The sequence below is a fragment of the Erwinia sp. AC075 genome (assembly GCF_979253995.1).
The window spans coordinates 1,323,799-1,348,072 of sequence record NZ_CEEDEU010000001.1 but is presented as its reverse complement, the minus strand read 5'-3'; the positions used below and the strand labels follow the sequence as shown (position 1 = coordinate 1,348,072).

Genomic DNA, 24,274 nt, shown 5'->3' with positions numbered 1-24,274 from the left:
CATGAACAAGATCGTTGTTACCGGCAGCCTGCACTACGACATTATGCTGGATGCCCATCATCGCCCGGAAAAAGGCGAAACCGTGATGGGGTCGGCGTGCCGCTATAAGTTTGGTGGCAAGGGCGGCAATCAGGCGATCGCGGCCGCGCTGGCTGGCTCAAACGTGATCTTCGCCGGCGCGGTGGGAAACGACGAGCAGGGCACTTTTCTGCTCAAGACGCTGCAGGGCGCGGGCGTGAATACCGACGCGGTGGCGGTGATAGCATCCGTGCCGTCTGGGATGAGCGTCGCCATTACCGATGCGGAAGGCGATTACGGTGCGGTGGTGGTCTCCAATGCCAATCTGCATATTCCCCAGACGGTATTTGATCGGGATGCTTTCTGGCAGGATGTGTCGCTGCTGATTTTACAAAATGAAGTCGCCGAAGCCCTCAACGTCCATGCCGCGCAGCAAGCGAAAAAGCGCGGCATCACCGTGTGCATTAACGCCGCGCCAGCCCGTCTGCTGAGTCCGCAGTTGCAGGAAAACATCGATGTGCTGATCGTTAACGCCATCGAAGCCCGCGATATGTGTGCGGTTGTGGTCAGCGATCTGGCTTCGGCAAAGCAGGCGGCTGAAGTGCTTTCAGCAACCTATTCTCAGGTGGTGGTGACGGCCGGTGAGCATGGCGTTGCCTGGTGCGTGCAGGCGGAAGAGAGTCAGTCAATGGCGGCGAAGAAGATTACCCTGGTCAGCACCCATGGCGCGGGCGACTGCTTCACCGGTGTGTTGTGCTCGGCGCTGGCCAACGGTAAACCCTTAGGTGACGCGGTTGTCAGCGCCAATGAGGCGGCTGCAGCGCATGTCTCCAAAGTGGCGGTTGAACTCAGTCCGGTTTAATGGCGATTCCAGTCAGCAAGACCGGAACCTCTCCGGTCTTCCTAGGCATAGTTTTCCTGGGTATAGACCATAAAGGTCACCTTCCCGCGATCGAAATCTTCAGGCACGTCCCCTTGTTCGAGGTAGCCCAGCAGAATATCCACCGCCAGCTGGGCGTGGCGAACGGTATTCTGATCCAGCGTCAGCGCCAGCGCTTTTTTGGCGAACAGCGCTTTGGTGGTGGAATAAAGTTCATGGGTGATTAAGGTGCAGGAATCGGTGAGGCGATGCCGCGCTAGCGCCTGGCTGATCTCGGTGTTACCCAGCCCGGTATTGTACAGGCCCACCACATTGGCAGACTGCGCCAGCTGCTTCTCCAGCAGCTTGCTGATGGTGATGCGGCTCTCCTGACCGGCCAGCACCTCCCGTAAGGCGATCTGCGGGAAGCGCTCCTCAAGAACATCGCGAAAGCCCTGAATGCGCTGCTGATGCGCGCGATACTCAAAGCGTCCGCTGACGACAATCACCTCACCTTGCTGTTTGATCATGCTGCCCATCATCAATCCGGCGGTGCGGCCGGCCTGCAACTGGTTAATGCCAACGTGACACAGCCTTTCCGCGCCGGGCAGATCGGTGACGATGGTGATCACCGGCACGTCGCGCTGTTTGCAGAGTTGCAGGGCTTCATAAATCGCCGGATGTTCATGCGCAAAGACAATCAACCCGTCGCGGGTTTTGCTGCGCTCACCAATCAGCGTCGCCAGCCTGTCCGGACGCGATTCGGGCACAAACGTGCGGTGCAGCACAATGCGTCGATAACCCAAACGGGTGGCGATGGCGGCAAAGTCGATGGCCAGCTGTTTAAAGAAAAACGAGTCGTTACCGCTTAATAACACCTCTATCTGCCAGGCATGCCGGTGCTCCTCCGGCAGAATGCGCTTCAGTCCGGCCTCACGCGCCGCCTGTAACACCTTTTGCGTGGTGCGCGGCGAGACGCCGCCACGCTCATTAAGCACGCGATCGACCGTTGCCACGCCGACACCTGCCAGTTCAGCCAGCGTCTCCAGAGTGATTGTTTTCATTGCCGTTCCTGTTGAGGGAATTCCATCAAAACACGCGTTCCTCAGGGTAAGCCAGCAGGCTATTTTGGCAACGACTTTATTGCTGAACTTTGACCTGCAGACAGGAATACACCATGACTGAGAAAAAACGTTTTGCCCTGATTGGCTGTGGCTTTATCGGCCAGGTACACGCTGCGAACCTTGCGACCCATCCGGGCATTGAGCTGGCGATGGTAGCCGATGTGGACCGCGCCCGCGCCCGCGCAATCGCCAAACAATTTCACAGCCAGGCGGGCGAGGTCAGTGCCGCCATCAATAGCGACAATATTGACGCGGTGCTGATCGCCAGCGCAACGCCGTCCCATGCGGAGCTGCTGGAAGCCGCCGCTCGGGCCGGTAAAGCAGTCTATTGCGAAAAGCCGATCGATTTATCGCTGGAACGGGCCAACCGCGTGGTAGAGAAAGTGCTGCCCCTGAATGCAAAAATCACCGTAGGCTTCAACCGCCGTTTTGACAGCAGCCATCAGCAGTTAAAACGCCAGCTGCAGCTGGGCACCCTTGGACGTCCTGAACTGATTCAGATGGTCTGCCGCGCGTCTGAATTGCCGCCGTTGAGCTACCTGCAGTCTTCCGGCGGGCAGATGCGGGACCAGGCCATCCACTTCTTCGATCTGCTGCGCTGGCTGACCGACGATGAGGTGGTTTCGATTGGGGCGATGGGCGCGGCGCTGGCGATGCCGGCCATCGGTGAATTTGGTGATGTCGATACCTCGGTGCTGATCATGCAGATGCGTCAGGGCGGATTAGCGCAGCTGGATAACACCCGCCGCACCGGGTATGGCTACGATGAACGCATCAGCGTTATGGGTGAAAAAGGGCTGGCAGAGTCCGGCGCACAGAGTCCGCAGGGGATGACGTTGTATCAGGGCAACACCATTGCCAAACCGGGGCTTTACCCGGACTGGTTCAGCCGGGTACAGGCAACGTACTATCAGCATCTGGATGCGTTTGTTCGTTATCTGCATGGGGAAGCAGTCGCCGACTTGCCAGGTTTACTGGATGGCATTCAGGCGCAGGCCATTGCAGAAGCGGCGGTGAAATCTCTGGCAACCCGGACATTCTGCCCGGTAGGGTTGATGCGGTAGAAAAAAACAACCCGGTCATCAGCGCTGAGGATGTTGACCGGGTTGGCGTTAACGGCAGAACCGCGCGGTTTAGCGCTCTTCGTTAAACACAATTCCCAGCTGTCCGCGCACGGTATCCATGGTGGATAGGGTCATTAATGCCGTGGCAAGCGGGCGAACCGGTGAATCCGTTAATCCCTGACCGACACACCAGGCAAAATGTTGGATCTCATGGTTAAGCTGCGTGTAGCGGTTCAGCGGTTCTTCCCAGCGTAATGATTTATTGCCCTGGCTTGAGGTCAATACAAAGCCGCCCGGCGCGTAAAATTGACCGTCCAACACCAGCGTGGCATCGCGGCCGGCAATAATCGCTTTGCCCGGAGTATTGCTGAATAACGTGGTGTTCAACACCGAATGCATGCCGTTAGCATGTTCAAACAGCATCGATGCCTGACCGTTGATATTCCCTTCAGCCTGCTGACCGCTGGACTGAATACGCTCGGGCGCGCCGGCCACCATCACGCTCAGTGAAATCAGATAGCTGCCTAAATCCATCATCGGGCCACCGGCCAGATCGGCATTAAATATGCGGTGATCCTGAGTGAAAAACTCACCGTGATCGGCAATCAGGGTATGCAGGTCGCCCAATGCGCCATCCGCCAACAGCTGCCTCAGGACATCATATTTTGGCGCAAAGTCGCACCACATGCCTTCCATACAGAGCACGCCCTGACGCTGCGCTTCCGCCTGTAACGCCGCGCCTTCTTTGGCATTCAACGCCAGCGGCTTTTCAATCAGCACGTGCTTGCCCGCTTTCAACACGCGCAAACCATCCGGGAAATGATGATTGTGTGGCGTGGCAATATACACCGCGTCCAGATCGTTCATCGCCAGCATCTCGTCAACGTTGCTGAATGCCGCCGGGATCGCCCAACGATCGGCGAATGCCCGAGCCTTATCACCATTACGAGCGGCTACCGCAACCAGCTGTTGCCCGGTGTGTTCTTTTAGCGCGCGGGCAAAATGATCGGCGATCCAGCCGGGGCCGATAATGCCCCAGCGCAGGACGGGAATTGACTGCGCTGACGGCAGCCGTGGGACAGGTAAAGAAGAGGGAAACATACTAACTCCTTGTTGCGATGCCGGTTCAGCGGTTATTCGCCACGTTAACCCATTGATGGGAGTCCATGGACTGCTCGATAGCGGTCAGGATCTGTTGATTTTGTAAACCAAACGCAAAATTCGGATAACAATCCTCGTCGCTGCAAATGCCTTGCACCAGGTCGTGGACTTCAATGACCTTCACATCAAAATAGCCGAGTCCGCCGCCGCCAAAATCAAAGCCGAAGAAGCCTGCATAGGCCGGGATCTGGCTGCCTGCGTACAGGGTCTTAAATCCGCGATCGTGTTTGTCGTCGTTGAAGCGATAAACCTGCAGCTCGTTAAAACGCTCACCGTCCATATAAATCGTGCCTTCGGTGCCGGAGACTTCCCAGAACACACCAAAAATACGTCCTGCGGCAATGCGCGACGCTTCAATCACGCCGCTGGCGCCGCTGGCGAAGCTCACCAGGCACTGAACCTGGTCATCATTCTCGACTTCGCGGCGTTCGGCGTTTTCATCGGTGCGGCTGGCATAGCCGGCATCCACCTGGGGAACCGGGCGCTGACGCAGATAGGTCTGCGCACTGGCGGTGACCTCGCTGATACCGCCCATCAGAAACTGCGCTACGGAGAGCGTATGTGCGCCCAGGTCGCCCAGCGAACCGCTGCCGCCCAGTTTTTTGGAACAACGCCATGACCATGGCAGTTCCGGATCGTTATAAAAGCCCTGATCAAAGGTGCCGCGAAAACGGATTGGCGTGCCGATATCGCCACGTTCGATAATCTGCTTTGCCAGCAGGGCCGCGGGGGTTTTGATGTTGTTGAACGCCACCATGGTTTTCACGCCCGCCTTTTCTGCGGCCTGCGTCATTTCCAGCGCTTCCTCAGTGCTGACCGCCAGCGGCTTTTCACAATAGACATGCTTGCCTGCCGCAATCGCCGCCAGCGCCATCTCGAAATGCAGGTGATTCGGCGAGGTGATATCCACCACGTCGACATGCGGGTCGGCCACCAAATCACGCCAGTTGCCGTAGGCTTTTTCTGCGCCAAAGCGTGCGGCATTTTCATCGGCCAGGGTCTGGTTCTGATCGGCCAGCGCATACAGGTGTGGGCGTTTCGGCAGGTCGGGATAGATCATTGCCGCACGACGGTAGGCATCGGCATGCGCCTGTCCCATAAAGCCAGAGCCGATCAGGCCTATATTCAGCGTCTCTTTCATTGTGTGGTTTCCTCAACATCTGCGGAAAGTTGGAAGGTGTTTTGTGCCCAGCGAAACGCGCGGGAAACGGCAGCAAACGGCTCTTCTTTTTGCGGGTCCTGTTCGGCTTCAACAATCAGCCAGCCGTGGTAACCCGAAGTAGCTACAAACTCAATCAGCGGGGCATAGTCGATGCAGCCTTCACCCGGCACGGTGAACAGCCCGGCGCGAACCGCATCATTAAAGCTGAGATCGTCCTGCTGCACCTGGCGCAGCACGTCCGGGCGGACATCTTTCAGATGAATATGCACCACGCGATGGCCAAACCGTTCGATCGTCTGGGCCAGATTGACGCCGCCCGCGAAGGCGTGACCGGAGTCGAGCACCAGGCCAACGTGGTCGGAGCTTTTCGCCAGAAACTCCTGCAGCTCATCATGCTGTTCAACCAGCATCATCAGATGGTGGTGATAGGCCAGCTTCAGGCCAAACTCGCGCAGCAGAATGTTGGCAAACTCGCTCACCTTGCGGGCATAGTCATCAATATTCACGCAGCTCAACACCGGCGAAAGGGAAAGCGGTTCGTTCAGCGGATTGCTGCCCGGCATTTTGCCGCATTCGCCATACACCATCACGTTTGCCCCCAGCGCTTTAAGCAAGGCGGCATGGGGCTGAACGGCAGCGACTTCTTCCGCCACACTGCGGTCGGCAAGGAATCCGCTGTGCCAGCCGGACGCCAGCCGCAGATTCACCTCTTTCAGTAATGGCGCTAATTCCGCGGCATTACGCGGAAACTTCCTGCCCAGTTCAATACCCTGATAACCGGCAGATGCCGCCTGGTGCAGACAGGTTTCAAGCGGGATATTGTCGCCCAAATCGAGCAGGACATCATTGGTCCAACTGAGTGGGCTGACACCTAACTGAATGCGGGAATTCATGGGGATACAGGCTCCTGACGGCTTAAACTGAAGACACTATAAAGAGAGCAATTACAGGAACGTTACCCGTTCAATGATGGAAAACCATCATTTGGGTTGGAGGGCGGGTTCAGCTGTAAAAAGTGTGATCAAAACGAGGTTTCCCACGGGGCACGGCGTTAACAAAATGGATGGCTTACGGCTGGTCAATAAAATAACGCCACGACTATTACAGCTTTACAGTCATTCCTGTTAATCAAATGTTTAAGCGATGTAGGGGGATTTGATTGATGTGATTAAATAATTAATTCTTTCGATGTTAGAAAAGAATAATTTATAAAATACTGTGATCAATCGCGAGATATTTAGCAAAATTTACAGGAATCAAGGTAGACAGAACAACCGGGTAATCACTACAATGGCTCCCCTAAAATTTTTGGGGCTTTTTGGTACGAGCAATCGATAATATTGGCCCGTACTAAACGTTACAAGGATAGAAAAATTAGGATCGCGATTGCGTAACAGGCGCTGGAAGATGCCATAGTATATTTCAGCAGGATGTTGAAAACGAAATAAGGTGAGCCCATGAGCTCTCGAAATTATATCATTGATGATGATGTTGTTTTTATTCCAAAAGACAAAGTGTTGAGATCGTTAGCGACACAGAAATCGCTCTCTATTCATTCTCCCGCAGCAAAGTGTCTTTTACTTCTTATTGAAAGAAGAGAACTGGTTTCACAAGCCGATCTTTACAAAGCAGCATGGGGAGATGATGCGTTAAAGAAGGTCTCAAGCGCCACCTATTACCAGTGCTTTGTGAACCTGAGGAAAGCCTTAAAGTATATCGGTTATGATGGGGAGTTAATTAAAACTATCCATAAAGAAGGCGTAATAATAAACGAAGACATAGCCATTACCGAATATACGCCATCAGCCTGTATTGAAATGGAAGAGAAGGGACGAGGGTGGAAGTTATCTAAGAAACAATCAATCCTGTCTTTCATGGTAATGTCTATTATAGCAATATATTCATTATACGCTCTGCAAAGTCACGATGGCAGTGAACTTTTTGGCGATGAACGCTATATCAAAATCTCTGGTTTACCTGACTGCGTCTATGTCTATAAAGGGAGTCCGGAAGGGGTGTCAACGCGTCGTGTTGTTGAAATTTTAGAAACAAGAGCCTCATCATGCAAAAACAAACACAAGATATTTGTTTATCTGGGATCGATCAGAACCACCATCTTTGATTGCCCGCCGACGATGCATTGTATGTCATACACTGACTCACGGGTGAATAAATGAGAATAAAAATGACGCTGGCCCTTATGCTGATATCCACTTCGGCTGGCGCTGCCGATATGCACTGTACGGCTTTGCATGTGATAGAAAACACGGCAGGAAAGGTCTATGCCACCTATAAGATCAACATTAAAGATAACAAGGGGGTGTTCAACATAGATGCAAGATTTGAAGGAGATGATGATAAGAAAATGATTAGCAGGCAAATTTTCTTAACGGCTGAAAGAATTAGCGATACAGGTTATGTGTTCACCGCGAAAAAAATAAAAACCAACCCTTCAGAGTCAATCAACGAAGTGAGCTCGCTCATTAATTTCTATCCCGATTTTTTTTGGCAGCAGGATAAATCAACCGCATTTTCGATAAAAAGGCATCAAAATTCACATATCATGAGTTGGTCTGCAGAACCGATGTTCTTTTGCTTTTGATGAGTACATTGTAGCGTTACGCCTCGTCTAATATTCCGGTAAGGTATTTCGGCAGGGGCGTAATCCGAAAGAACTGACACTCAATTTTAAGCAGTACTACACCACATTCCATCGTTTTATCATCCCGCTCTTTACAGAGTACCGCAGTAAAGCATTCTCCATATTTAGCTCATATAAATCAGATAAATTCAATTTAATCAGTAGGTTATGAGCCTATAAATAGACATCTAATTTTCGGCAGTATATTCTAATTAAAAAAAATAGATAAAATCCGTAACCAAACTAAGCAGATTTTGGTTCTGTTTTGCTGAATAATATAGAAGTGAAAGTTAAAATAACTAAGATACGTCTCAATCTTGTTTCTACACAGAGAGAAGAGAGCATCTTACATGTAGCGTGTGCTTTTTAAATAGACCAACCAATTTTGATAAATAAACGTTGGGATTAATGTCGACTATTTTATATGAGGTGAAAAATGATGGGGTTTAAAAGTAAGTATTCGATGAGAATGACGATACTCGCTAGTGTGATTGCGGTTTCTGGCGGTGGCGTGGCAAGTAGTGCTGGCGCGAGTGATGGTACTATCACCTTCGATGGAAAGATTCAGGATGTCACCTGTGTAATTTCAGGCGGAACAACTCCCGGCTCATTAGATGGAAAAGCAGATTTTACCATAACTTTGCCTAACGTCAGCACGTCAGCATTGAAGAAATCAGGTCAAAGAGCCGGAGACACACGGTTTTATATACAGCTTTCGGGCGCTGACTGTCAAGATGGTAAAGTAGCTGACGTTGTCTTTGAAAAAGCGCAATCCACCATTGATGCGACGACAGGTAAACTCATTAATCAAATAAAAAAAGCTAGTGGGGGTAGTGAAAATGTTCAGATTGCCATATTGAATAATGATAAAACCGACATCAATTTGAACAACAGCGGATCGCATCAGTCAGTAACTATTGCTAGTAATAAAGCCTTGTTCGAATATTGGGCGCAATATTATGCCACAGGTATAGTAACTGCAGGTTTAGTACAGTCGCAAGCCTTATATTCAATAACTTATAATTAATAAATTAAGCTATTTCTTACCTGTCCTAAAGGTAAGAGATAGCTTTTAAAACATGCCCACATGGAAGGGCCGATGGGTAAGAGGGAAGTTGCAATGTTTACGTCAAGGTTAATCGCCATGGGTATCGGGCTGTTGCTCAACAGTACAAATCTGTACGCAACGCTACAGATCAACACTACCCGCATTATCATCGCGGGAAACAAAAAAGATGCCAGCGTACGTATTAATAACATCGGGTCAGCGCCTTCTTTGACAAAAGTTTGGCTTAGCGATGCCGAAACAAAAGGATTAGAGGGAGGCAACGATCGGCTGCCTTTCTTTATCAGCCCACCTGCATCACTGATCGATGCCGGCGAGGCAAAGGTCTTTCGTTTCCTCAAGTTAGATGACGCTGAAAGCACACTATTGCAGGACAGAGAAACCGTCTTGTGGTTTAACGTCATGGATATTCCGCCCCAGAAAGAAAGTGACCAGGATAAAAATGGCATTGAAATGGTTTTCAGAACTATCATCAAATTTTTCTATCGTCCTGCTGGTTTGAAGGGGACACCCATTTTGGCAGCCGAAAACCTCAGTTTTACCTACGCATCATCAGGTAATAAAACACAGGTTAAGGTGACGAATGATCATCCCTATCATGTGTCGGTAAATAAAGTCTCTTTTGATAATGGCGCAGTAAAAAAAGAGGGTGAGGCAAGCATGATCGCGCCTTTCAGCACCAAAACATTCACTTTTGATGGCATTAATCCGGGGGTGCGTAACACGATAGAATATCGCTACATCACCGACCTCGGAGCGACGATAACAATAAATAAACCATTGAAATAAAGTGTTATGAACACAAAAACGCTCGCGATGAAGTTTTCTTTAGCATTGCTTGGACTGATTATTATCTCTCCAAAGCAAACTTTTGCCACGGACGAGAAACAGGGGGAAGTTATAGAAAAAAAGTCCGAACGCTTTACGTTTAATACTGACTTTATGAAACAGTATGATAGTAATGTCGATTTGGATTATTTAACAAAGGAAAAAATAACCCCAGGGATCAACTACGTCGACCTGACGGTTAATGACAGAAAGCTGGGTGGCGAAAAAATAACATTCGACACTGTCGATGGCCAATTGACTCCCTGCATAACCCGAGAATTGCTGGTTGCGTTTAAGATAGACAGTCAATATTACTCTGTTGAAAACATCTTAGACGGTTGTAGAAAGCTGGAATCGTTAATCCCTGGCTCGGTGGTGGTGTTCGAGAAGAGTGAAAGCGCACTGAATATCACCATCCCACAAATCTACCTCAATCGCGCTTCCGATGATTATATCAATCCCGCCCTGTGGGACGACGGTGTCAATGCATTAAAAATGTCTGGCAATGCGAATGTCGCCAGTTATATGGAAAAAGGGAAGAATGCCGTCAACAGTTTATACGTGGGAGCCAGTACAAGCTTCAATCTGGGTTCCTGGCGTTTTAATACAAATGACAATCTCTATTTTACTAATGGGAAATCCAGTTATAACCGTACGCTGGTACATGGTGATGCCTATGCTGAGACCGCGGTCAGAAGCCTGCAGTCGAGATTTTTAGTCGGTGATATCTCGACGTCCGGCGAATTTTTCGAGAGCTTAAGTATCAGGGGCGCTTCTCTTAGCACCTGGGACCCCATGCTGCCCATGTCGATGAGAAACTACCTGCCGTCAGTGCGGGGTATTGCGGACACCAATGCGACGGTCACGTTAGTCCAGAATAATAATGTGATCTATGAAACCAATGTGCCACCTGGCGAGTTTGAGCTTCGGGAATTTTACCCTGCAAGTTATGGCGGGGATATCGTGGTCAACATCAAGGAGTCGGATGGTCGCGTCCAAAGCTTCACCGTACCCTATGCCAATGTCCCTCAGCTTCTCCGCCAGGGGTATCTGCGTTATTCCTCTACTGTCGGGCAGATACAGCTCTCCGGCGTGTCTGCCTCACCAATGCTGTTTGAGGGCATGCTCCAGTATGGAATAGCCAGTAATACCACGCTCTACAGTGGTGTACAGCAAACAGATTTCGCATACAAAGCGCTTAAAACCGGCGTGGCATTCAACACGCCTGTGGGCGCAATCAGCAGCGATATTACCTGGTCATATACCGATTTCAAAGATGGTAAGAAAGAGCATTGCAGCTGGACTTGCAACGCAGCCATACAATTAAATTACTCCAAATACGTCAATCAAAGTGATACGGCGATCAATCTGTCATTCCGACGGGCGATGAAAGATGATTATTATACATTGTCGGACGCGTTATATGAAAAGGAGTTCGAACGTGTAGAACGATCGCGTGACAGAGTCGACGTGACCCTTTCGCAACAGTTACCTGATTACTGGGGAAGCCTGTATTTAAGTGGGTACATGGGACGAACATGGCATAAAGACGACAGTAATTATAATAAAAGCTACCAGGTTTCATATCGTAATGCCTATCGCAATTTCAACTATTCAATTTCCCTGACGCAATATCATGACAGCAAAGGTTATGATGACCGGCAGATTTACGTCAATTTCTCAGTGCCATTACACCGCTCTGCAACAGACACCGTGAATCTGGTTGCATCAGGGGGGTACAATTCAAACAGCGCCTCCCTGAGAACCGCGGTAACGGGAACCACCGGCGAGGAAAGAGAAAATAACTTTAACGCCTATGTAAACACCCGTGAAAAAGTCATCCAGAACAGCGGGGTGAGTTTCTCCCGAAATACCGATCTGGCTGCAACGACGGCGAGTATAAGTAAAACATCTCATGCGGTTTCTGCCGCAATCGGCTTATCCAGCGGGGTGATCATTCATTCAGGGGGGGTGAATTACTCTCAGGGGATGGGTGACAGTATTGCCATCGTGAATTCTCAAGGTGCTGAAGGTGCAAGGATTTACCCAGATAACCTGGCCAGAATACAAAGCAATGGCTACGGCATTGTCCGAAATCTCATACCCTATCAATATAACGAGTTATACCTCGATCCCGAAGGAAGTTCCTTTGAGCTGGAGACAGAAGACGTCCATAAAAAAATCATTCCTACCCGCGGTGCCATTCTGTTACTTGATATCGAGTCGACAAACGAGCCAATGAAGTTATATCGCATCAGCCACAGTAGTGGATTGAATATACCTTTTGGTACTGCGGTTAAGGACAATGAAGGTCAGGTTGTAGGCCTGGTGGGACAGGGCGGACGCGTCATGTTACCTCAAAATAATCAAACGTCCCGTTACTCAATCGCATGGCAGAAAGACAAATCCGTCCATCACTGCAGTTTAACCATTTCGCCAGTCCCGGAATCAGTAAAGACGCCAGAAGGATTATCACACCAGGATGTGCATTGTTTGTCAGAGGGAAATGAAAATGAAGGCTAAATCGACGATATTACTGTTTTCATCCTGTCTTGCGCTCGTAATTCAGTTTGTTCTTGCAACACCCGCGCATGCCGCAAAGTGCACTATCACTTCAGGAGGAGTGATAAATCTTAACATCGGTGAATCAATCACCTTGAATCCCTCTAAATCAACATCGCCGACGGAAACGGTGCTTTACTCACGCCAGTTTCCTGTTTCAGCCATTTCATACACCTGTGAAAACGGCGCGACGGTTAACTGGCAATCAGCATACTCAAGGTCTTATGCCAAAAGTGTTTATTCAAACATTTATATTACAGAAGTGGCTGGTATCGGCATAAGAATGAAGTGGCCAGCATCCTTTTCAGACGCTTATTATGTTCCCGGTAAGTCATTGAACTGCATAGAAGTCTGCACCATTCCAGCGGACAACGTATTGGTTGAATTGGTGCATATTGGTTCTGTTGCAGAAGGGGAACACATTATTTCTGCAGGAGAAATTGCCAAAGCCTATATCCCCACCGACAGCGGCGAAGTGGCGCTGATGCATGTCAACTTGGGTTCAAATATTGTCATTAAACCGAAGAGCTGTGCGGTCGTCCCCTCATCTACCTTTATTAATCTGGGCACCTATGATTCTGCCTATTTTTCGAAATCTACTAAGCAAGGCGAAGAAGTGAAATGGAACTTTCATGTTAGTTGTCCAACGGCATCATCAATCGGATTAACCTTCAATTCTGATAATTATTTGTTTGGTGCTGAAACCGGTGAAATTGGCGTTATCAGCGGTGAGGGGTACGCTAAAAATATATCGGTCAAAGTGAAAATAAACGAAAAAAGCACCAGGTATTCATATGTGCAAATGGGAAAAAAATATCTATTCCCAAATGTCGTTGAAAAGAACATTAATATGTCTGCGCACTTATACGTCAAAGATTCAGAAAGAGCCAACATCACACCAGGTAAAGTCTCGGGCACGTTACTTTACACCATTAGCATTGATTAAATCCCAACACTTAAATTATAAATGGCTTACATACCATGTTTACAAAAAAAATAACCTTAAAATGCTTATGCGCGATGACCCTGTTCCTTTTCCAGTGTCATTCCTATGCGGCATCCCTCGCCGAACGTGATATCGATCAATTTTTACGTGAACAGAACGTCACTGAAAGCCAGGATGCAATTGAAGACGAGAAGAAAATTCATTCCGCGCAAGAGGAGAACCGCCAACAGACAGAAAACCATCTGATGGCAGATAAAAATGCTGGCCCAAAATATCTTATTTCAAAAATAGAAGTCACCAATGATGATCTCTTCGCCACGTCGAAAGAAAGAAATCAGATTATCTCATCATATCAGGGCACGAAGATGGGAAGGGCGGATATTATAAAGCTCATCCGCGAATTAACCAATTTCTATATCGGAAAGGGATATTCAACGTCCCTGGTCAGCCTGGAGAGAACCAATCTCAACAGTGGCATTCTCAAACTCACCGTGCTCTGGGGCAAGATCGAAAGCATCACCATAAACGGTAAAAGTGATTATGGCTGGAGGGACCGGCTGCAGCTGTTTGCCGCGGTCCCTGTTGCCCGGGACGGAAAACTCAACATACAAGCGCTGGATCAGGGGCTGGAAAATATGTTGAAGGTATCGCCAAAAACCGCCATTAAAGTCAAAGCAACCGAGAAGCCCGGCTATTCCGTTGTCGATTATAGCGATTTGGACGTTCGCTATTTTTCATTTGGCGCCGGGTTAAATAATTCCGGTACAGAGCCTCAAGGCGATCACCAATACTATCTGACGGCAACAGGCAGAAATATTCTTGGCGTAAATGACTCCTTATCCGGCAGGTACTCCTGGTACAACATGAAGGATGATAAAGAGCATCAGTATACGGCTTATGGTTCACTCAACCTGCCGTATCGCTACTGGAATCTCGATTTAAGCTATCTGTATTCGAATTATGAAAACTATGTCGGGGGTACCTATGGTCGTTACCATGGTGAGGGCACCTCACGCCGCTTATCAGCCAAAGTGAGTCGGCTTATTGGGCGCGATGCCAGCGGTAAATTTAGCGCCTGGGCGAAAGTTGAGAAGCGCTACAGCACTAACTTCATTGAAAATTACAAAATAGCGGTCAGTTCAAAAAACTACAGCAACGTTTCTACCGGCATTAACTATGTCGGAAACGTGCTTGACGGTTGGTTCTATGGCGATTTGTCGGTGGTGGCCGGCACCCCGTGGTTTAACGCGAGCTGGACAGACGATCCGGACCTTAAAGGCTATGACATCGATTTTGTGAAATACGTCGGCTATATGACATGGAAGAAAAATATTGCCAGCATCAAACGTATCGGCTTGCAGTATGAAGGTACGACAACATTCCAGTACACCAATGATACCGTGGTCAGCAGCGAGCAGATAACGGTAGGGGATGAATATTCGGTCAGGGGCTTTAAAAATGACTATATCCGCGCGGCATCAGGTGCTGTGCTATCCAATAACATTAATTTCCCTGTTGCTATTAATGCCTACTCTTTTAATACCCTGACGCCTTTTGTTGGTTACGATATTTCTGTGGCGAAAGATAATTGTGACACCAGGTGTAATACTAAAACCCTTTCAGGTGCAGCTGTCGGTATCAAAGCTTCAAACAACCATTTCTCTGCAGCATTAACATCCGCATGGCCAGTCAATATACCTGACGATTTGAAGAGAAATAAAATCGACAGAAACGTTGTTTATTACAATATGAACGTTAATTTTTAATACATATGGAGCGTGTACATCATGAAAAGCAATGCCAAAAAAAAGTCCTACAGAACGGCCAGAAAATTCAAATTAAGCCCGGTATTTATCAGCTTAATGGGGCTTCTCCCTTTATCTCAGAGTTACGCGGGTAACATTGTCGTTGATCCAACGCAAATTAATGGTCCCGGTATTAATGCAACCGCCAACGGTACACCCTTGATCGACATCGCTGATCCTAACAACAAGGGGATTTCACACAACAAATTCACTGAGTTCAATGCCAGTAACCCCGGTGTGGTGTTCAATAACAGCATGACCGATGGGGTGAGTCAGATTGGAGGCTATGCGCTTAAGAACAGTAACCTGAGTAAAGAGTCCTCTGCCATTATTACCGAAGTCACCGGCTCGAAATCGTCCCATCTCCAGGGCACGTTGGAGGTTTTAGGCAGCAAAGCGGATTTAATCATCGCTAATGAAAATGGCATTGTGGTGAATGGCATATCGACCATCAACAGCCAATCTCTCACCTTGTCGACGGGTAAAGCACAGCAGCAAGATGATGGCCATTACCTCCTTTCTGTTGATAAGGGCAACGTGCTGATTGATTCGGCTGGCGTCTCAACCGAGGGGCTGGACTACTTCGATATTGTCAGCCGAAGCGCCACCCTGCAGGGCAGTATATCCGGCCCGGCGGCAATAAAGGTGTTGACCGGTAATAACGACTATGACCTGTCGAGCCGTGAGCATGCTGTTCGCGCAGCGAAGGGCGAAAACACGCCAGCTATCGCCATCTCGGGTTCAAGCGTGGGCTCCATGTACGGCAGCAGGATACAGCTGATCAGTACCGAGAGCGGTGCGGGGGTGAAACATGACGGCAGTATCATCAGTGCCAGCGATATTGAAATCTCAGCCTCGGGCGATATTTCTCTGGCCGCACTGAAATCTGAGCGAGATATTACCGTGACAGGTGAAAATATCTCCACCACGTCTTCGGGCAGTATTGGCGGTTTCAATGCAGAAAGAGACATCTTTATATCCGCACTGAATAAGCTCAATGTCGGTGCGGATATGGTGTCAAATAGCGGGATAATCAGAATCGTCGCTGATTCACTTTTGCAAAAGGCAGCGAAAATTCAGTCTAAAGGCCTGCGTACCGATATCACTTCCATTGATATTAATCTGAGCGGCGATTACACGCTCACTGGCCAAATCCAGGCACTGGACAGCAATAATAACATTATCAGCAATGCGGTTATTACCCTGCAGGATGGCAGTTATGTCGTCACGGTAAAGGGTAATAAGGTCGCTTATTCTACGATTGTCTCCGATGTCGCCCTGAACGCCAAAAACGGAAACGTCAACATCAATGCCAAAGGCGTAAGCAATCAGGGGGGAAGCCTGAGTGCAGACGTCGGGAAGCTGACCTTCAACGTACAGGATGTCATTTCCAGTAACGGCATTATCCAGTCAACCGGCAATCTGGTGCTGGTCTCCAACTCGCTGTTAAACAACGGACTGGCGTACAGTTCGGCTGCGGTCAGTATCAATGTCAACGATTTGACTAACGCGGGCGCAATTAAGGGTAAAAAGCGGGTGTCACTGACCAGCGCTAACTCAGTGAACAATTCTGGTTTGATCGCGAGTGATACTGCTATTGATATCACCGCTACAGACAGTATTAACCAGGGCAAGATTCACGCCGCCGACACCATCAATTTCAACCTTAAAAAATCACTTTCCAACAAGGGGGCCGGTGAAATCATCAGCGACAATGACATTGTGGTGAATACCCTCGATAACACGGTCGTTGCGGTGAAAAATGAGGGCGCCGCCCAGATACAGGCAAACAACCTGTCTCTCAATGGCAGCAGTACGCTGGATAATACCGACCAGGCGCAGATTTTGATCGCCGACCGCTTAAGCATGAGTCGCCTGCAGGCGCTATCGAACGGTGGGCTGATTCAGGCCGCATATATCACCTTAACCGGCAATGAGAAACTGAGTAATGACGGGCAGTTAATCGCGACCGATACGCTCTTGATCGTGTCAAAGTCCGTCATGAACAGCAGTACGTTGCAGGCTGAGAACACGCTCACCCTCACAACGGGCACTCTGGATAATAGCGGAACGGTGCAATCAAAGGGTGGCATGACGCTTAGCGCTGCCAGCCTGACAAACAAGGAGGGTGCTACTATTGCTGCAAGCAACGATCTCAACCTCAACCTTAGCTCAGCGCTGGAAAATGATGCTTCCAACATCATGGCAGGCGGCACGCTGAATATTATCGGGAATGCCAACGAGAAAACGTTAAATATCAGCAATTCTAATGGCGCTGAAATCAGTGCCGCTGCGTTGATTATTGAAAACGTTGCAAACCTGATCAACAGCTCAAGCGTTATCGGCAGTACCGCTAATCTGATAATCAAAAATGTTGAGTCGATCAAAAACAGTCTCGATGAAGCCAAGATTCAGGGCAGGGACGTTGTCATTTCAGATGTGAGCAACATCACTAATGCAGGATTGATTTTTGCAAATGACAAGCTGGCGTTAAATAACATTAAAAGCCTGGATAACACGTCAAAAATTTCCGCAGAAGATACCATATCTACTGACTCCATTAATACGATTAATAACTCCGGAACGGTTTCCAGTGGCAGCAGCGTAACGATTTCGAACAGCGGTGAGTTAATCAACAGCGGTGAAATTACCTCTGGAAATGTTAAGATTGATAACATCAACACCCTCGACAATACATATTCTATCGCCGCTGAGTTGGATCTTGAATTTAAACAGGTCAACAAATTAACCAACAGTGGCTTACTCTATTCCGCTAAAAATATCACTCTTCAGGACCTCATTGATTTAATCAATTCAAGTGACAGCAAATCGGGTAGTGAAGCACAAATAATTGCCGATGCAGGCATGGTGATAAAAAACATCACTAACCTGATCAATGCCGGTGACACAGCCGTTATTAATAGCTTTGGCCTGCTTAACATTGTTGATGTGGCAAATATTGCTAACAGCAAACGCGCGATCATCAGTGGTGATATGGGACTGGTATTAGATAAAATTGGCACCCTCCTCAATAGCGCTGCTGCCAGCGTGATCAGCCAGAATGGTACAGTCACCGTCAGTGCGAAAAGCATAGAGAACACCGGAAGTTATTATGAGGATGTTTACAATGATGAAGGCAAGCTGGTCGACAGGATAGACGAAACATCTATTTTCTATGCTATGGATGATTTAACGGTCACTGCCGATAAAATTACCAACAGTGATGAAGCGTATCTGTTCAGTGAAAATGGCAGTATTGATGTAACCACCGGTCGGTTAATTAACGATAATGCGGTGATTTCAGCCGCCAATGCCCTTAATGTTCACGTGGACAAAGGCACGGTGACGAACTCAGCGGGGACCATGAATGCTGATAAGATCGCGATTACCGCAGATTTGTTAGAGAACAAAGATGATGGTTCACTCTATGCCAAAACCCTCAATCATTTTATTGTTAACAGATTGGACCATAGTGATGGGCGAATTTCTTCGTCGAAAGACATCATTATAGATATTAGAGATGACTTCGCTTTCGGCAACAGAAGCATCCTCGCAAATGACAATATCACTATAAACTCTGCGGGAAATATCACCAATGATAAAAATGAAGAGAATTATGCCAGCTTCATTCTTCATGCTAAAAAAGACTTTATCAATTACAGTGGCGGTTCGTTAGTTACCGCAAAGAATCTGATTATCACAGCAAAAAACTTTATTAATGAGAGCAACACGCTGCTTTGGTCTCTTGGCGATTTCGCAGTTAATGTCGGCGCTGGCGATTTTACAAATCACTCCCAAGGCAATATTTACAGCAATAAATCGATGTCATTGATAGCCCTGAACCTGTTCAATTATGCTGGTCACATTCAATCTGGTGGCGATTTGTTAATTGATGCTAACGAGTTGATAAATAGAAGATCCTATAATGAGGTTAAGTGGTCGTTAGGGCAAAGTAATGAACTTTCTGGTATGCATCAATACAAAACCTCAAAGATTTATGTTAACGAAGACTATGTCTTTATGACGTTACCCACCTGGCAATCAGATATCTACATCGACCAGAAAGCGGCAATCAAGTCCGGGAGAGATTTGAAAATAAACAGTCGCGGGGTTTTCAGTAATCCAAAAGTGACCAATACCGGCGGTTTACTTGCAGCCTCGCAGGATGTTTTTATTAACGGCGATCTTTATAATGAACCAGAATATGCGTCCATGTCGCTATTTGAATATATGAACACGCCGTTCAACGTTATATTACAACATGACTATTACAAAGCGATTTCGACTAAACACCAGAAAGTGCAATTCTCTACATTGTACGCCATGCTGGACTATGTTTTCGGAGAAGGTAAATCACCTTCAACGCTGGATGTTTCAAAGGGTTTTCACTCCAGCCTTATCAATGTCTCTAAATCAAGCAACCCGTTTGAAGAAGTCATGACCCGCCTGTTTGGCGAAACCTGGAGGAATAAATCCTGGGATGAGATGCAAACCTTGTGGTCTTCTGCCATCTCTTCACAGGACCAACTGATCAAACAGCAGATGGTGTATTTCTTACCGATGGATCAGGGCGCGATTACAGCGGGCAGGAACTTCACCCATACCGGCGGTTCATTCAATAATGGCATAAGTGACGATATCGTCAAAACCAATACCGTTGTAGATGTTGAGGTGGGTGATAAAACAGTTCAAACACTTGAATCCAATGCTCAAATCCTTGTGAATCAGAAGGTGTTGGCTGAGATTTTCATGGGTATCAGTACCTTACCGACGGTTGGCGAGCTTAACCGTATTCCGGGTATGTTTACGCATTCGACCGCGTTTAAAAAATATATTTCCACGGGCAGTGTCACCGGGACAGTGGATGCCACCACTGCCGTGGGAGACCACACCCTGACGATCATCCCTTTGTATGAAACAACCCTGACGATGATTGATAAGAGTTCGCTTTACGGCTCTGATTACTTCTTCAAACAGATTAACTATACCTCCGATAAGCCGGTAACCGTGGTCGGCGATAGTTACTATCTCACCGAATTGATCAATCGCCAGATTGAAACGACATTGGGTTCATTCTTCAGTTACCGCAACAGCCTTGCCGGGACAGAACTGGTTAAACATCTGATGGATAATGCTGCACTGGTTGCCGACGATATGGGATTAGAAGTTGGTGTGGCGTTGACTGAAGATCAGCGTAAGAATATTGATGAAGATATTATTTGGTATGTCGAGCAGCAGGTTGACGACTATATGGTACTGGTACCGACCATCTATTTATCTAAAACCACGCAGAAGCAGCTCAACGAAGGCGTTCCAAGTTCCGTGGTGCATGCAAACCAGGACATCAATATCGATGCCAGCTCAATAACCAGCGTTAACGGGCTTATTTCCGCAGGAAAGGATGCAAATCTATCCTCTGAAGGCGATATTTCCATTGCCTCTAGTGATGTGGCAGGCGGCATTGCAGCGGGTGGTAACCTGGCTATTACCTCTGAGGAAGGGGACATCAACGTTAGCGGTTCCTACCTGCGCAGTGGTGAGGATATGAGTATCACGGCTGAAAAGGGCGATACGACCTTTACCGCCAGTATTGGCACCAAATATGATGGGAATAAAAAGCTTCACACTATTGATGACAGTATTCAGGCAGGCGGTAATCTGAAAGTCACCGGCGAAAACGTCATTTTCAACGCGACCGATGTGGTCGCCGGTGGCGATGCGGAAATCACCGCGACGACGGGCGACGTTGAGTTCAATGCACTTAGCGAGATTGTCTCTGAACGCAGCATCGATTACAGCAATGACGGTTTGTTCTCCGATACCTCCGTCGATAAGCAGAGTATTACCGCCACGGCCGTCACCAGCAGCGTTACGTCCGGGGGGAATCTGAAGGTGAAATCAGCCAATGATATCAATATCGAGGGGGCGTCTTTCTCCGCCGAGAATGGCAGTTTTGTTGCAGGAAATGATGTCAATATCTCCACTGCGCAAGATGTTACTTGGGAAAAAGAAACCACCACTAAAAATGAGCTCGTGTTTGGTGCAAGCGCTTCAGGCGGCGGATCTTCCGCTGATATGGAGGCTTCAAGCGTGGATGGTTTAGAAACGGGTACGTCCAATGGATATGATAGCGTGAACCAGTATGGTGGCGAGACCACCGGTCGTGGCAAAAGTAATGGCGCAGCAGGAGTGACACCGACCGCCGGTTTCAAAGCGGGTATGCAAAGCACCACCACAACCACAGAAAAGTCTTCGGTGAAAAACGCCAATGCGCAATTCGATTTTTCAAATTCCGGTACGTTTTCTGCCGAAGAAACTGTCGATATCGGCGGCGGTGATTTCGCCATGGAGGAAATGAATGTTGAGGCAAATAATATTGCGTCAACCAAATATCTGGATGAATCCAAGACTACCACTGAAACAAAACAGACTTTCACCGGCATTAACGCTGAAGGGCATAGTGTCGTTGCGGATGTTACCAACAAATATGCTGCATTAGCTCAAGAGGGGAACGATGTCAATATCGGTGAAACGACGGCTTCTGCCGTTGGTGACGCGACAAACCTGATATTTAATGACCTGGCGGGAGGATCGGTCAGTTTTGGCTATCAGACTACGACCTCTGGAGAAAAAACCTATAACGCGCAGGAAAACATTAACAACATTAATGTGGGCAGTTTGAATCTTAAATCTAATAATAACACCGTGCTGAGTGGTGTGGATATTAATGCAGAAAATGTCACCGTTGAGGCGGGAGGCGATTTTACCATGGAATCTGCGAAAACCTATTCGCAGTCCGATACCTATTCCAGCACCAAAAGCGGCGGTCTCAGTGTTGGTGCTTCGGCGGGTGCAACCGGCGCAGGTGTTGGTGCCAGTCTTGATTATGCTCAATATGACGAGAAGTCCTCAGCATCATCTACTACACACACGAATTCCCAGATGAATGCCGGCAACGTCAACATTACCACCGGCGGGAATATGACCCTTGAAGGGGCGAACATCGTTGCCGATAAGGCTGATCTCAATGTTGGTGGCGATCTTAACATTACCAGTGCCCAGGATACGGTTAACACCACGGCATCAAGCAGCCAGGCAAGTGCCTCTGTCGGCGCGGCACTTTCAACCTCGGGAATTATTCCAACCGGAAATGCGGGATATGGCCAGGGAAGTGAATATCACGATTCAGCCCTTGTTGGTGAGCAAAGTGGCATCATCAGCACGGGAGAGTTGAAAATCAAAGTAGGCAAGGACCTCAACCTGACCGGTGGCCATATTCTCTCTGACTCAGCAGGCAGCAGTTTGAACGTTGAAGGCGACATTAATGCCACCACGCTGGTCGATTCGATTGAGCAGGACGGATTATATGCCGGCGGGAGTGGTGGACTCGATAAAAAGGGCAATGTGATGGGCAGTGGATATGTCACAACGGTGGATGAAATTCATTATAAGGAAGATCAAAAAGCGACGATCTCCGCAGGCAATATTAACGCTGGCGGTAACGTTAACGGAGAGGTGAATCAAGACAGCAGTAATATGAGCGAAGTGACTAAAGACAGTTACACGGCAGGGAGCGATATTTCGTTTACCATTGGTGGAAACGCAAAAGTTAAGGGCAAAACTAAGTCCAAGACTGAGAACGGCAATAATGCCGCGTCTGCAACGCCGGATACTGGCAGTCAGTCTGGTAGCAACTCCTCATCTTCACATCCTGTACACGACTCGCCGTCAAATGTCCCAGATACCGGACATGCCTCGGCGAAGGATCCTTCTACGGGCCATTCGACAGAGAAATCGCCAGGTAACAGCACGGATAAATCTACAACGAAGCCTGACCAGGTACATGAGACGCCAATAAAGGTACCGGATGTTGGCCATTCCTCAGCGAAGGATCCTTCAACAGGAAACTCAACTGAAAAAACGCCATCAAATACCGATACGGCCCATGAATCTCCGACAACTGTCCCGGATACTGGCCTTTCATCCGCAACGGATCCCTCATTGGGCGATGCGATCGAACAGTCAAAACCTAAGCGTAAAGTCTGGGCATTGAGTCCGCAGGGCAATCTCAAGGGCGGCAGCAATGTCGGTACCATTAAAAATGGCCCAAAACTGGATTCCATCATGGAGAAATGGAAAAAAGAGTATGAAAAACGCAATGAAGATTAAGGTGATGGAGTAGATAACTCCCTCGCTAGCGTCCCGTCGCGCCCGATATTGCTAATCGGGCGCGGCACGATTTTTGCGACGTTGACTACGACAACAACGGGCCAGAAATCCACCCTAAACCTGACATCAGCAAGTGACTTAATTACGATATGGTCACGCGTTGTCAATCAGAACGCATTACGCTAAGCTGGCAAAATGACGAAACAAATAAATAAACTCCCCCCGCGGGGGCCGTCGGATCACAGTGTCCGCGATCAGGTTGTCGAAGCTGCCACCGAGCATTTTGGACATTATGGCTATGAGAAAACCACCGTGTCGGAACTGGCGAAAGCCATTGGTTTTTCTAAGTCTTACATCTACAAATTTTTCGATTCCAAGCAGGCCATCGGCGAGGTGATTTGCAGCAACCGACTGGCGATGATTATGGTGATAGTCAATGCTGCCATTGCCGATGCGCCGTCTGCCTCTGAAAAAATACGGCGTTTATTCAGTGCCATAACTGAAGCAGGCAGCGATCTGTTTTTTCACGACCGCAAGCTTTATGACATTGCTGCCGTCGCGTCGCGTGATAGCTGGCCCTCAGCAGAAGCGTATAAAGGTCGGGTGCGCCAGCTGATCGAACAGATCATTGTCGAAGGGCGTCAGGCCGGGGAGTTTGAAGGTAAAACGCCGCTGGATGAGGCAACCCAGGCAATATATCTGGTCATGCTGCCTTACATCAGTCCAGTACAACTGCAATTCAATTTGGAAACCGCGCCGGCTGCGGCAACACTCCTGTCTTCGTTGATACTGAGAAGTCTTTCACCCGACTGGTGACTATTGACAATATTGGTCACTAGTCTGAGAATGCGGTTACTCTCCTGTTAAAG

The 24,274-nt window shown here is 48.4% G+C and carries 15 protein-coding genes; 11 read left to right on the top strand and 4 right to left on the bottom strand.

Annotated elements, in window-relative coordinates; translation table 11 throughout:
* Position 1: 1 nt before the first annotated feature.
* A complete protein-coding gene (locus AC0IXH_RS06335) occupies positions 2-880 on the top strand; it encodes a ribokinase (RefSeq protein WP_455864511.1) in 879 nt (292 codons plus the stop codon).
* A gap of 41 nt (positions 881-921) precedes the next feature.
* On the opposite strand, the gene AC0IXH_RS06330 is transcribed toward AC0IXH_RS06335, so the two are convergent.
* On the bottom strand, positions 922-1,941 hold the full coding sequence (locus tag AC0IXH_RS06330) for a LacI family DNA-binding transcriptional regulator (RefSeq protein WP_455864512.1): 1,020 nt from the start codon (positions 1,939-1,941) through the stop codon (positions 922-924).
* 113 nt (positions 1,942-2,054) lie between these two features.
* Between AC0IXH_RS06330 and AC0IXH_RS06325 the strand changes: the two genes are divergently transcribed.
* Positions 2,055-3,065 carry a Gfo/Idh/MocA family oxidoreductase gene (locus AC0IXH_RS06325; RefSeq protein ID WP_471720197.1) on the top strand — a complete coding sequence of 337 codons (1,011 nt, stop codon included), beginning with the start codon at positions 2,055-2,057 and terminating at the stop codon, positions 3,063-3,065.
* 69 nt (positions 3,066-3,134) lie between these two features.
* Here AC0IXH_RS06325 and AC0IXH_RS06320 read toward each other — a convergent pair whose 3' ends face one another.
* From AC0IXH_RS06320 to iolE, 3 genes are read right to left on the bottom strand one after another with little or no spacing between them, the layout of a single operon-like run.
* The gene (locus tag AC0IXH_RS06320) at positions 3,135-4,166 is read right to left on the bottom strand and encodes a Gfo/Idh/MocA family protein (protein ID WP_346567702.1); all 1,032 of its coding nucleotides are present in this window, start codon (positions 4,164-4,166) and stop codon (positions 3,135-3,137) included.
* Positions 4,167-4,191: 25 nt separating this feature from the next.
* On the bottom strand, positions 4,192-5,367 hold the full coding sequence (locus AC0IXH_RS06315; RefSeq protein WP_471720196.1) for a Gfo/Idh/MocA family protein: 1,176 nt from the start codon (positions 5,365-5,367) through the stop codon (positions 4,192-4,194).
* Positions 5,364-6,281, bottom strand: a complete 918-nt coding sequence (gene iolE / locus AC0IXH_RS06310) for a myo-inosose-2 dehydratase (RefSeq protein WP_471720195.1) — start codon at positions 6,279-6,281, stop codon at positions 5,364-5,366. Before iolE ends, AC0IXH_RS06315 begins: the two co-directional genes overlap by 4 nt.
* Positions 6,282-6,845: 564 nt before the next feature.
* Here iolE and AC0IXH_RS06305 point away from each other — a divergent pair.
* The 9 genes from AC0IXH_RS06305 to AC0IXH_RS06265 all read left to right on the top strand — a co-directional run bounded on the left by AC0IXH_RS06305 (position 6,846) and on the right by AC0IXH_RS06265 (position 24,221).
* Positions 6,846-7,565, top strand: coding sequence for a winged helix-turn-helix domain-containing protein (locus AC0IXH_RS06305; protein WP_471720194.1), 720 nt, complete (start codon positions 6,846-6,848; stop codon positions 7,563-7,565).
* 8 nt (positions 7,566-7,573) lie between these two features.
* Positions 7,574-7,990, top strand: coding sequence for a hypothetical protein (locus AC0IXH_RS06300; protein WP_013202191.1), 417 nt, complete (start codon positions 7,574-7,576; stop codon positions 7,988-7,990).
* Between the two features lie 502 nt (positions 7,991-8,492).
* The gene (locus tag AC0IXH_RS06295) at positions 8,493-9,056 is read left to right on the top strand and encodes a fimbrial protein (protein WP_013202192.1); all 564 of its coding nucleotides are present in this window, start codon (positions 8,493-8,495) and stop codon (positions 9,054-9,056) included.
* Between the two features lie 72 nt (positions 9,057-9,128).
* Complete coding sequence (locus AC0IXH_RS06290) at positions 9,129-9,884, top strand: fimbrial biogenesis chaperone (RefSeq protein ID WP_346567692.1); 756 nt, start codon at positions 9,129-9,131, stop codon at positions 9,882-9,884.
* Between the two features lie 6 nt (positions 9,885-9,890).
* Positions 9,891-12,446, top strand: coding sequence for a fimbria/pilus outer membrane usher protein (locus AC0IXH_RS06285; protein ID WP_013202194.1), 2,556 nt, complete (start codon positions 9,891-9,893; stop codon positions 12,444-12,446).
* Positions 12,436-13,431 (top strand): fimbrial protein, encoded by a 996-nt coding sequence (locus AC0IXH_RS06280; protein ID WP_471720193.1) that lies wholly within the window; start codon positions 12,436-12,438, stop codon positions 13,429-13,431. The genes AC0IXH_RS06285 and AC0IXH_RS06280 overlap by 11 nt, the downstream gene beginning before the upstream one ends.
* Before the next feature lie 35 nt (positions 13,432-13,466).
* Positions 13,467-15,197: a ShlB/FhaC/HecB family hemolysin secretion/activation protein gene (locus tag AC0IXH_RS06275; RefSeq protein ID WP_471720192.1), complete on the top strand. Its 1,731-nt coding sequence runs from the start codon at positions 13,467-13,469 to the stop codon at positions 15,195-15,197.
* Positions 15,198-15,218: 21 nt separating this feature from the next.
* Positions 15,219-23,405, top strand: a complete 8,187-nt coding sequence (locus AC0IXH_RS06270; RefSeq protein WP_471720191.1) for a two-partner secretion domain-containing protein — start codon at positions 15,219-15,221, stop codon at positions 23,403-23,405.
* 195 nt (positions 23,406-23,600) lie between these two features.
* Entirely contained in the window at positions 23,601-24,221 is a 621-nt protein-coding gene (locus AC0IXH_RS06265) for a TetR/AcrR family transcriptional regulator (RefSeq protein WP_134824148.1), read from the top strand.
* Positions 24,222-24,274 lie beyond the last annotated feature (53 nt).

What these genes read in the sequence shown, in the direction of transcription:
- AC0IXH_RS06335 (WP_455864511.1), top strand. Translation starts at nt 2, where the DNA reads ATGAACAAGATCGTTGTTACCGGCAGCCTGCACTACGACATTATGCTG.
- AC0IXH_RS06330 (WP_455864512.1), bottom strand. Translation starts at nt 1,941, where the DNA reads ATGAAAACAATCACTCTGGAGACGCTGGCTGAACTGGCAGGTGTCGGC.
- AC0IXH_RS06325 (WP_471720197.1), top strand. Translation starts at nt 2,055, where the DNA reads ATGACTGAGAAAAAACGTTTTGCCCTGATTGGCTGTGGCTTTATCGGC.
- AC0IXH_RS06320 (WP_346567702.1), bottom strand. Translation starts at nt 4,166, where the DNA reads ATGTTTCCCTCTTCTTTACCTGTCCCACGGCTGCCGTCAGCGCAGTCA.
- AC0IXH_RS06315 (WP_471720196.1), bottom strand. Translation starts at nt 5,367, where the DNA reads ATGAAAGAGACGCTGAATATAGGCCTGATCGGCTCTGGCTTTATGGGA.
- iolE (WP_471720195.1), bottom strand. Translation starts at nt 6,281, where the DNA reads ATGAATTCCCGCATTCAGTTAGGTGTCAGCCCACTCAGTTGGACCAAT.
- AC0IXH_RS06305 (WP_471720194.1), top strand. Translation starts at nt 6,846, where the DNA reads ATGAGCTCTCGAAATTATATCATTGATGATGATGTTGTTTTTATTCCA.
- AC0IXH_RS06300 (WP_013202191.1), top strand. Translation starts at nt 7,574, where the DNA reads ATGACGCTGGCCCTTATGCTGATATCCACTTCGGCTGGCGCTGCCGAT.
- AC0IXH_RS06295 (WP_013202192.1), top strand. Translation starts at nt 8,493, where the DNA reads ATGAGAATGACGATACTCGCTAGTGTGATTGCGGTTTCTGGCGGTGGC.
- AC0IXH_RS06290 (WP_346567692.1), top strand. Translation starts at nt 9,129, where the DNA reads ATGGGTAAGAGGGAAGTTGCAATGTTTACGTCAAGGTTAATCGCCATG.
- AC0IXH_RS06285 (WP_013202194.1), top strand. Translation starts at nt 9,891, where the DNA reads ATGAACACAAAAACGCTCGCGATGAAGTTTTCTTTAGCATTGCTTGGA.
- AC0IXH_RS06280 (WP_471720193.1), top strand. Translation starts at nt 12,436, where the DNA reads ATGAAGGCTAAATCGACGATATTACTGTTTTCATCCTGTCTTGCGCTC.
- AC0IXH_RS06275 (WP_471720192.1), top strand. Translation starts at nt 13,467, where the DNA reads ATGTTTACAAAAAAAATAACCTTAAAATGCTTATGCGCGATGACCCTG.
- AC0IXH_RS06270 (WP_471720191.1), top strand. Translation starts at nt 15,219, where the DNA reads ATGAAAAGCAATGCCAAAAAAAAGTCCTACAGAACGGCCAGAAAATTC.
- AC0IXH_RS06265 (WP_134824148.1), top strand. Translation starts at nt 23,601, where the DNA reads ATGACGAAACAAATAAATAAACTCCCCCCGCGGGGGCCGTCGGATCAC.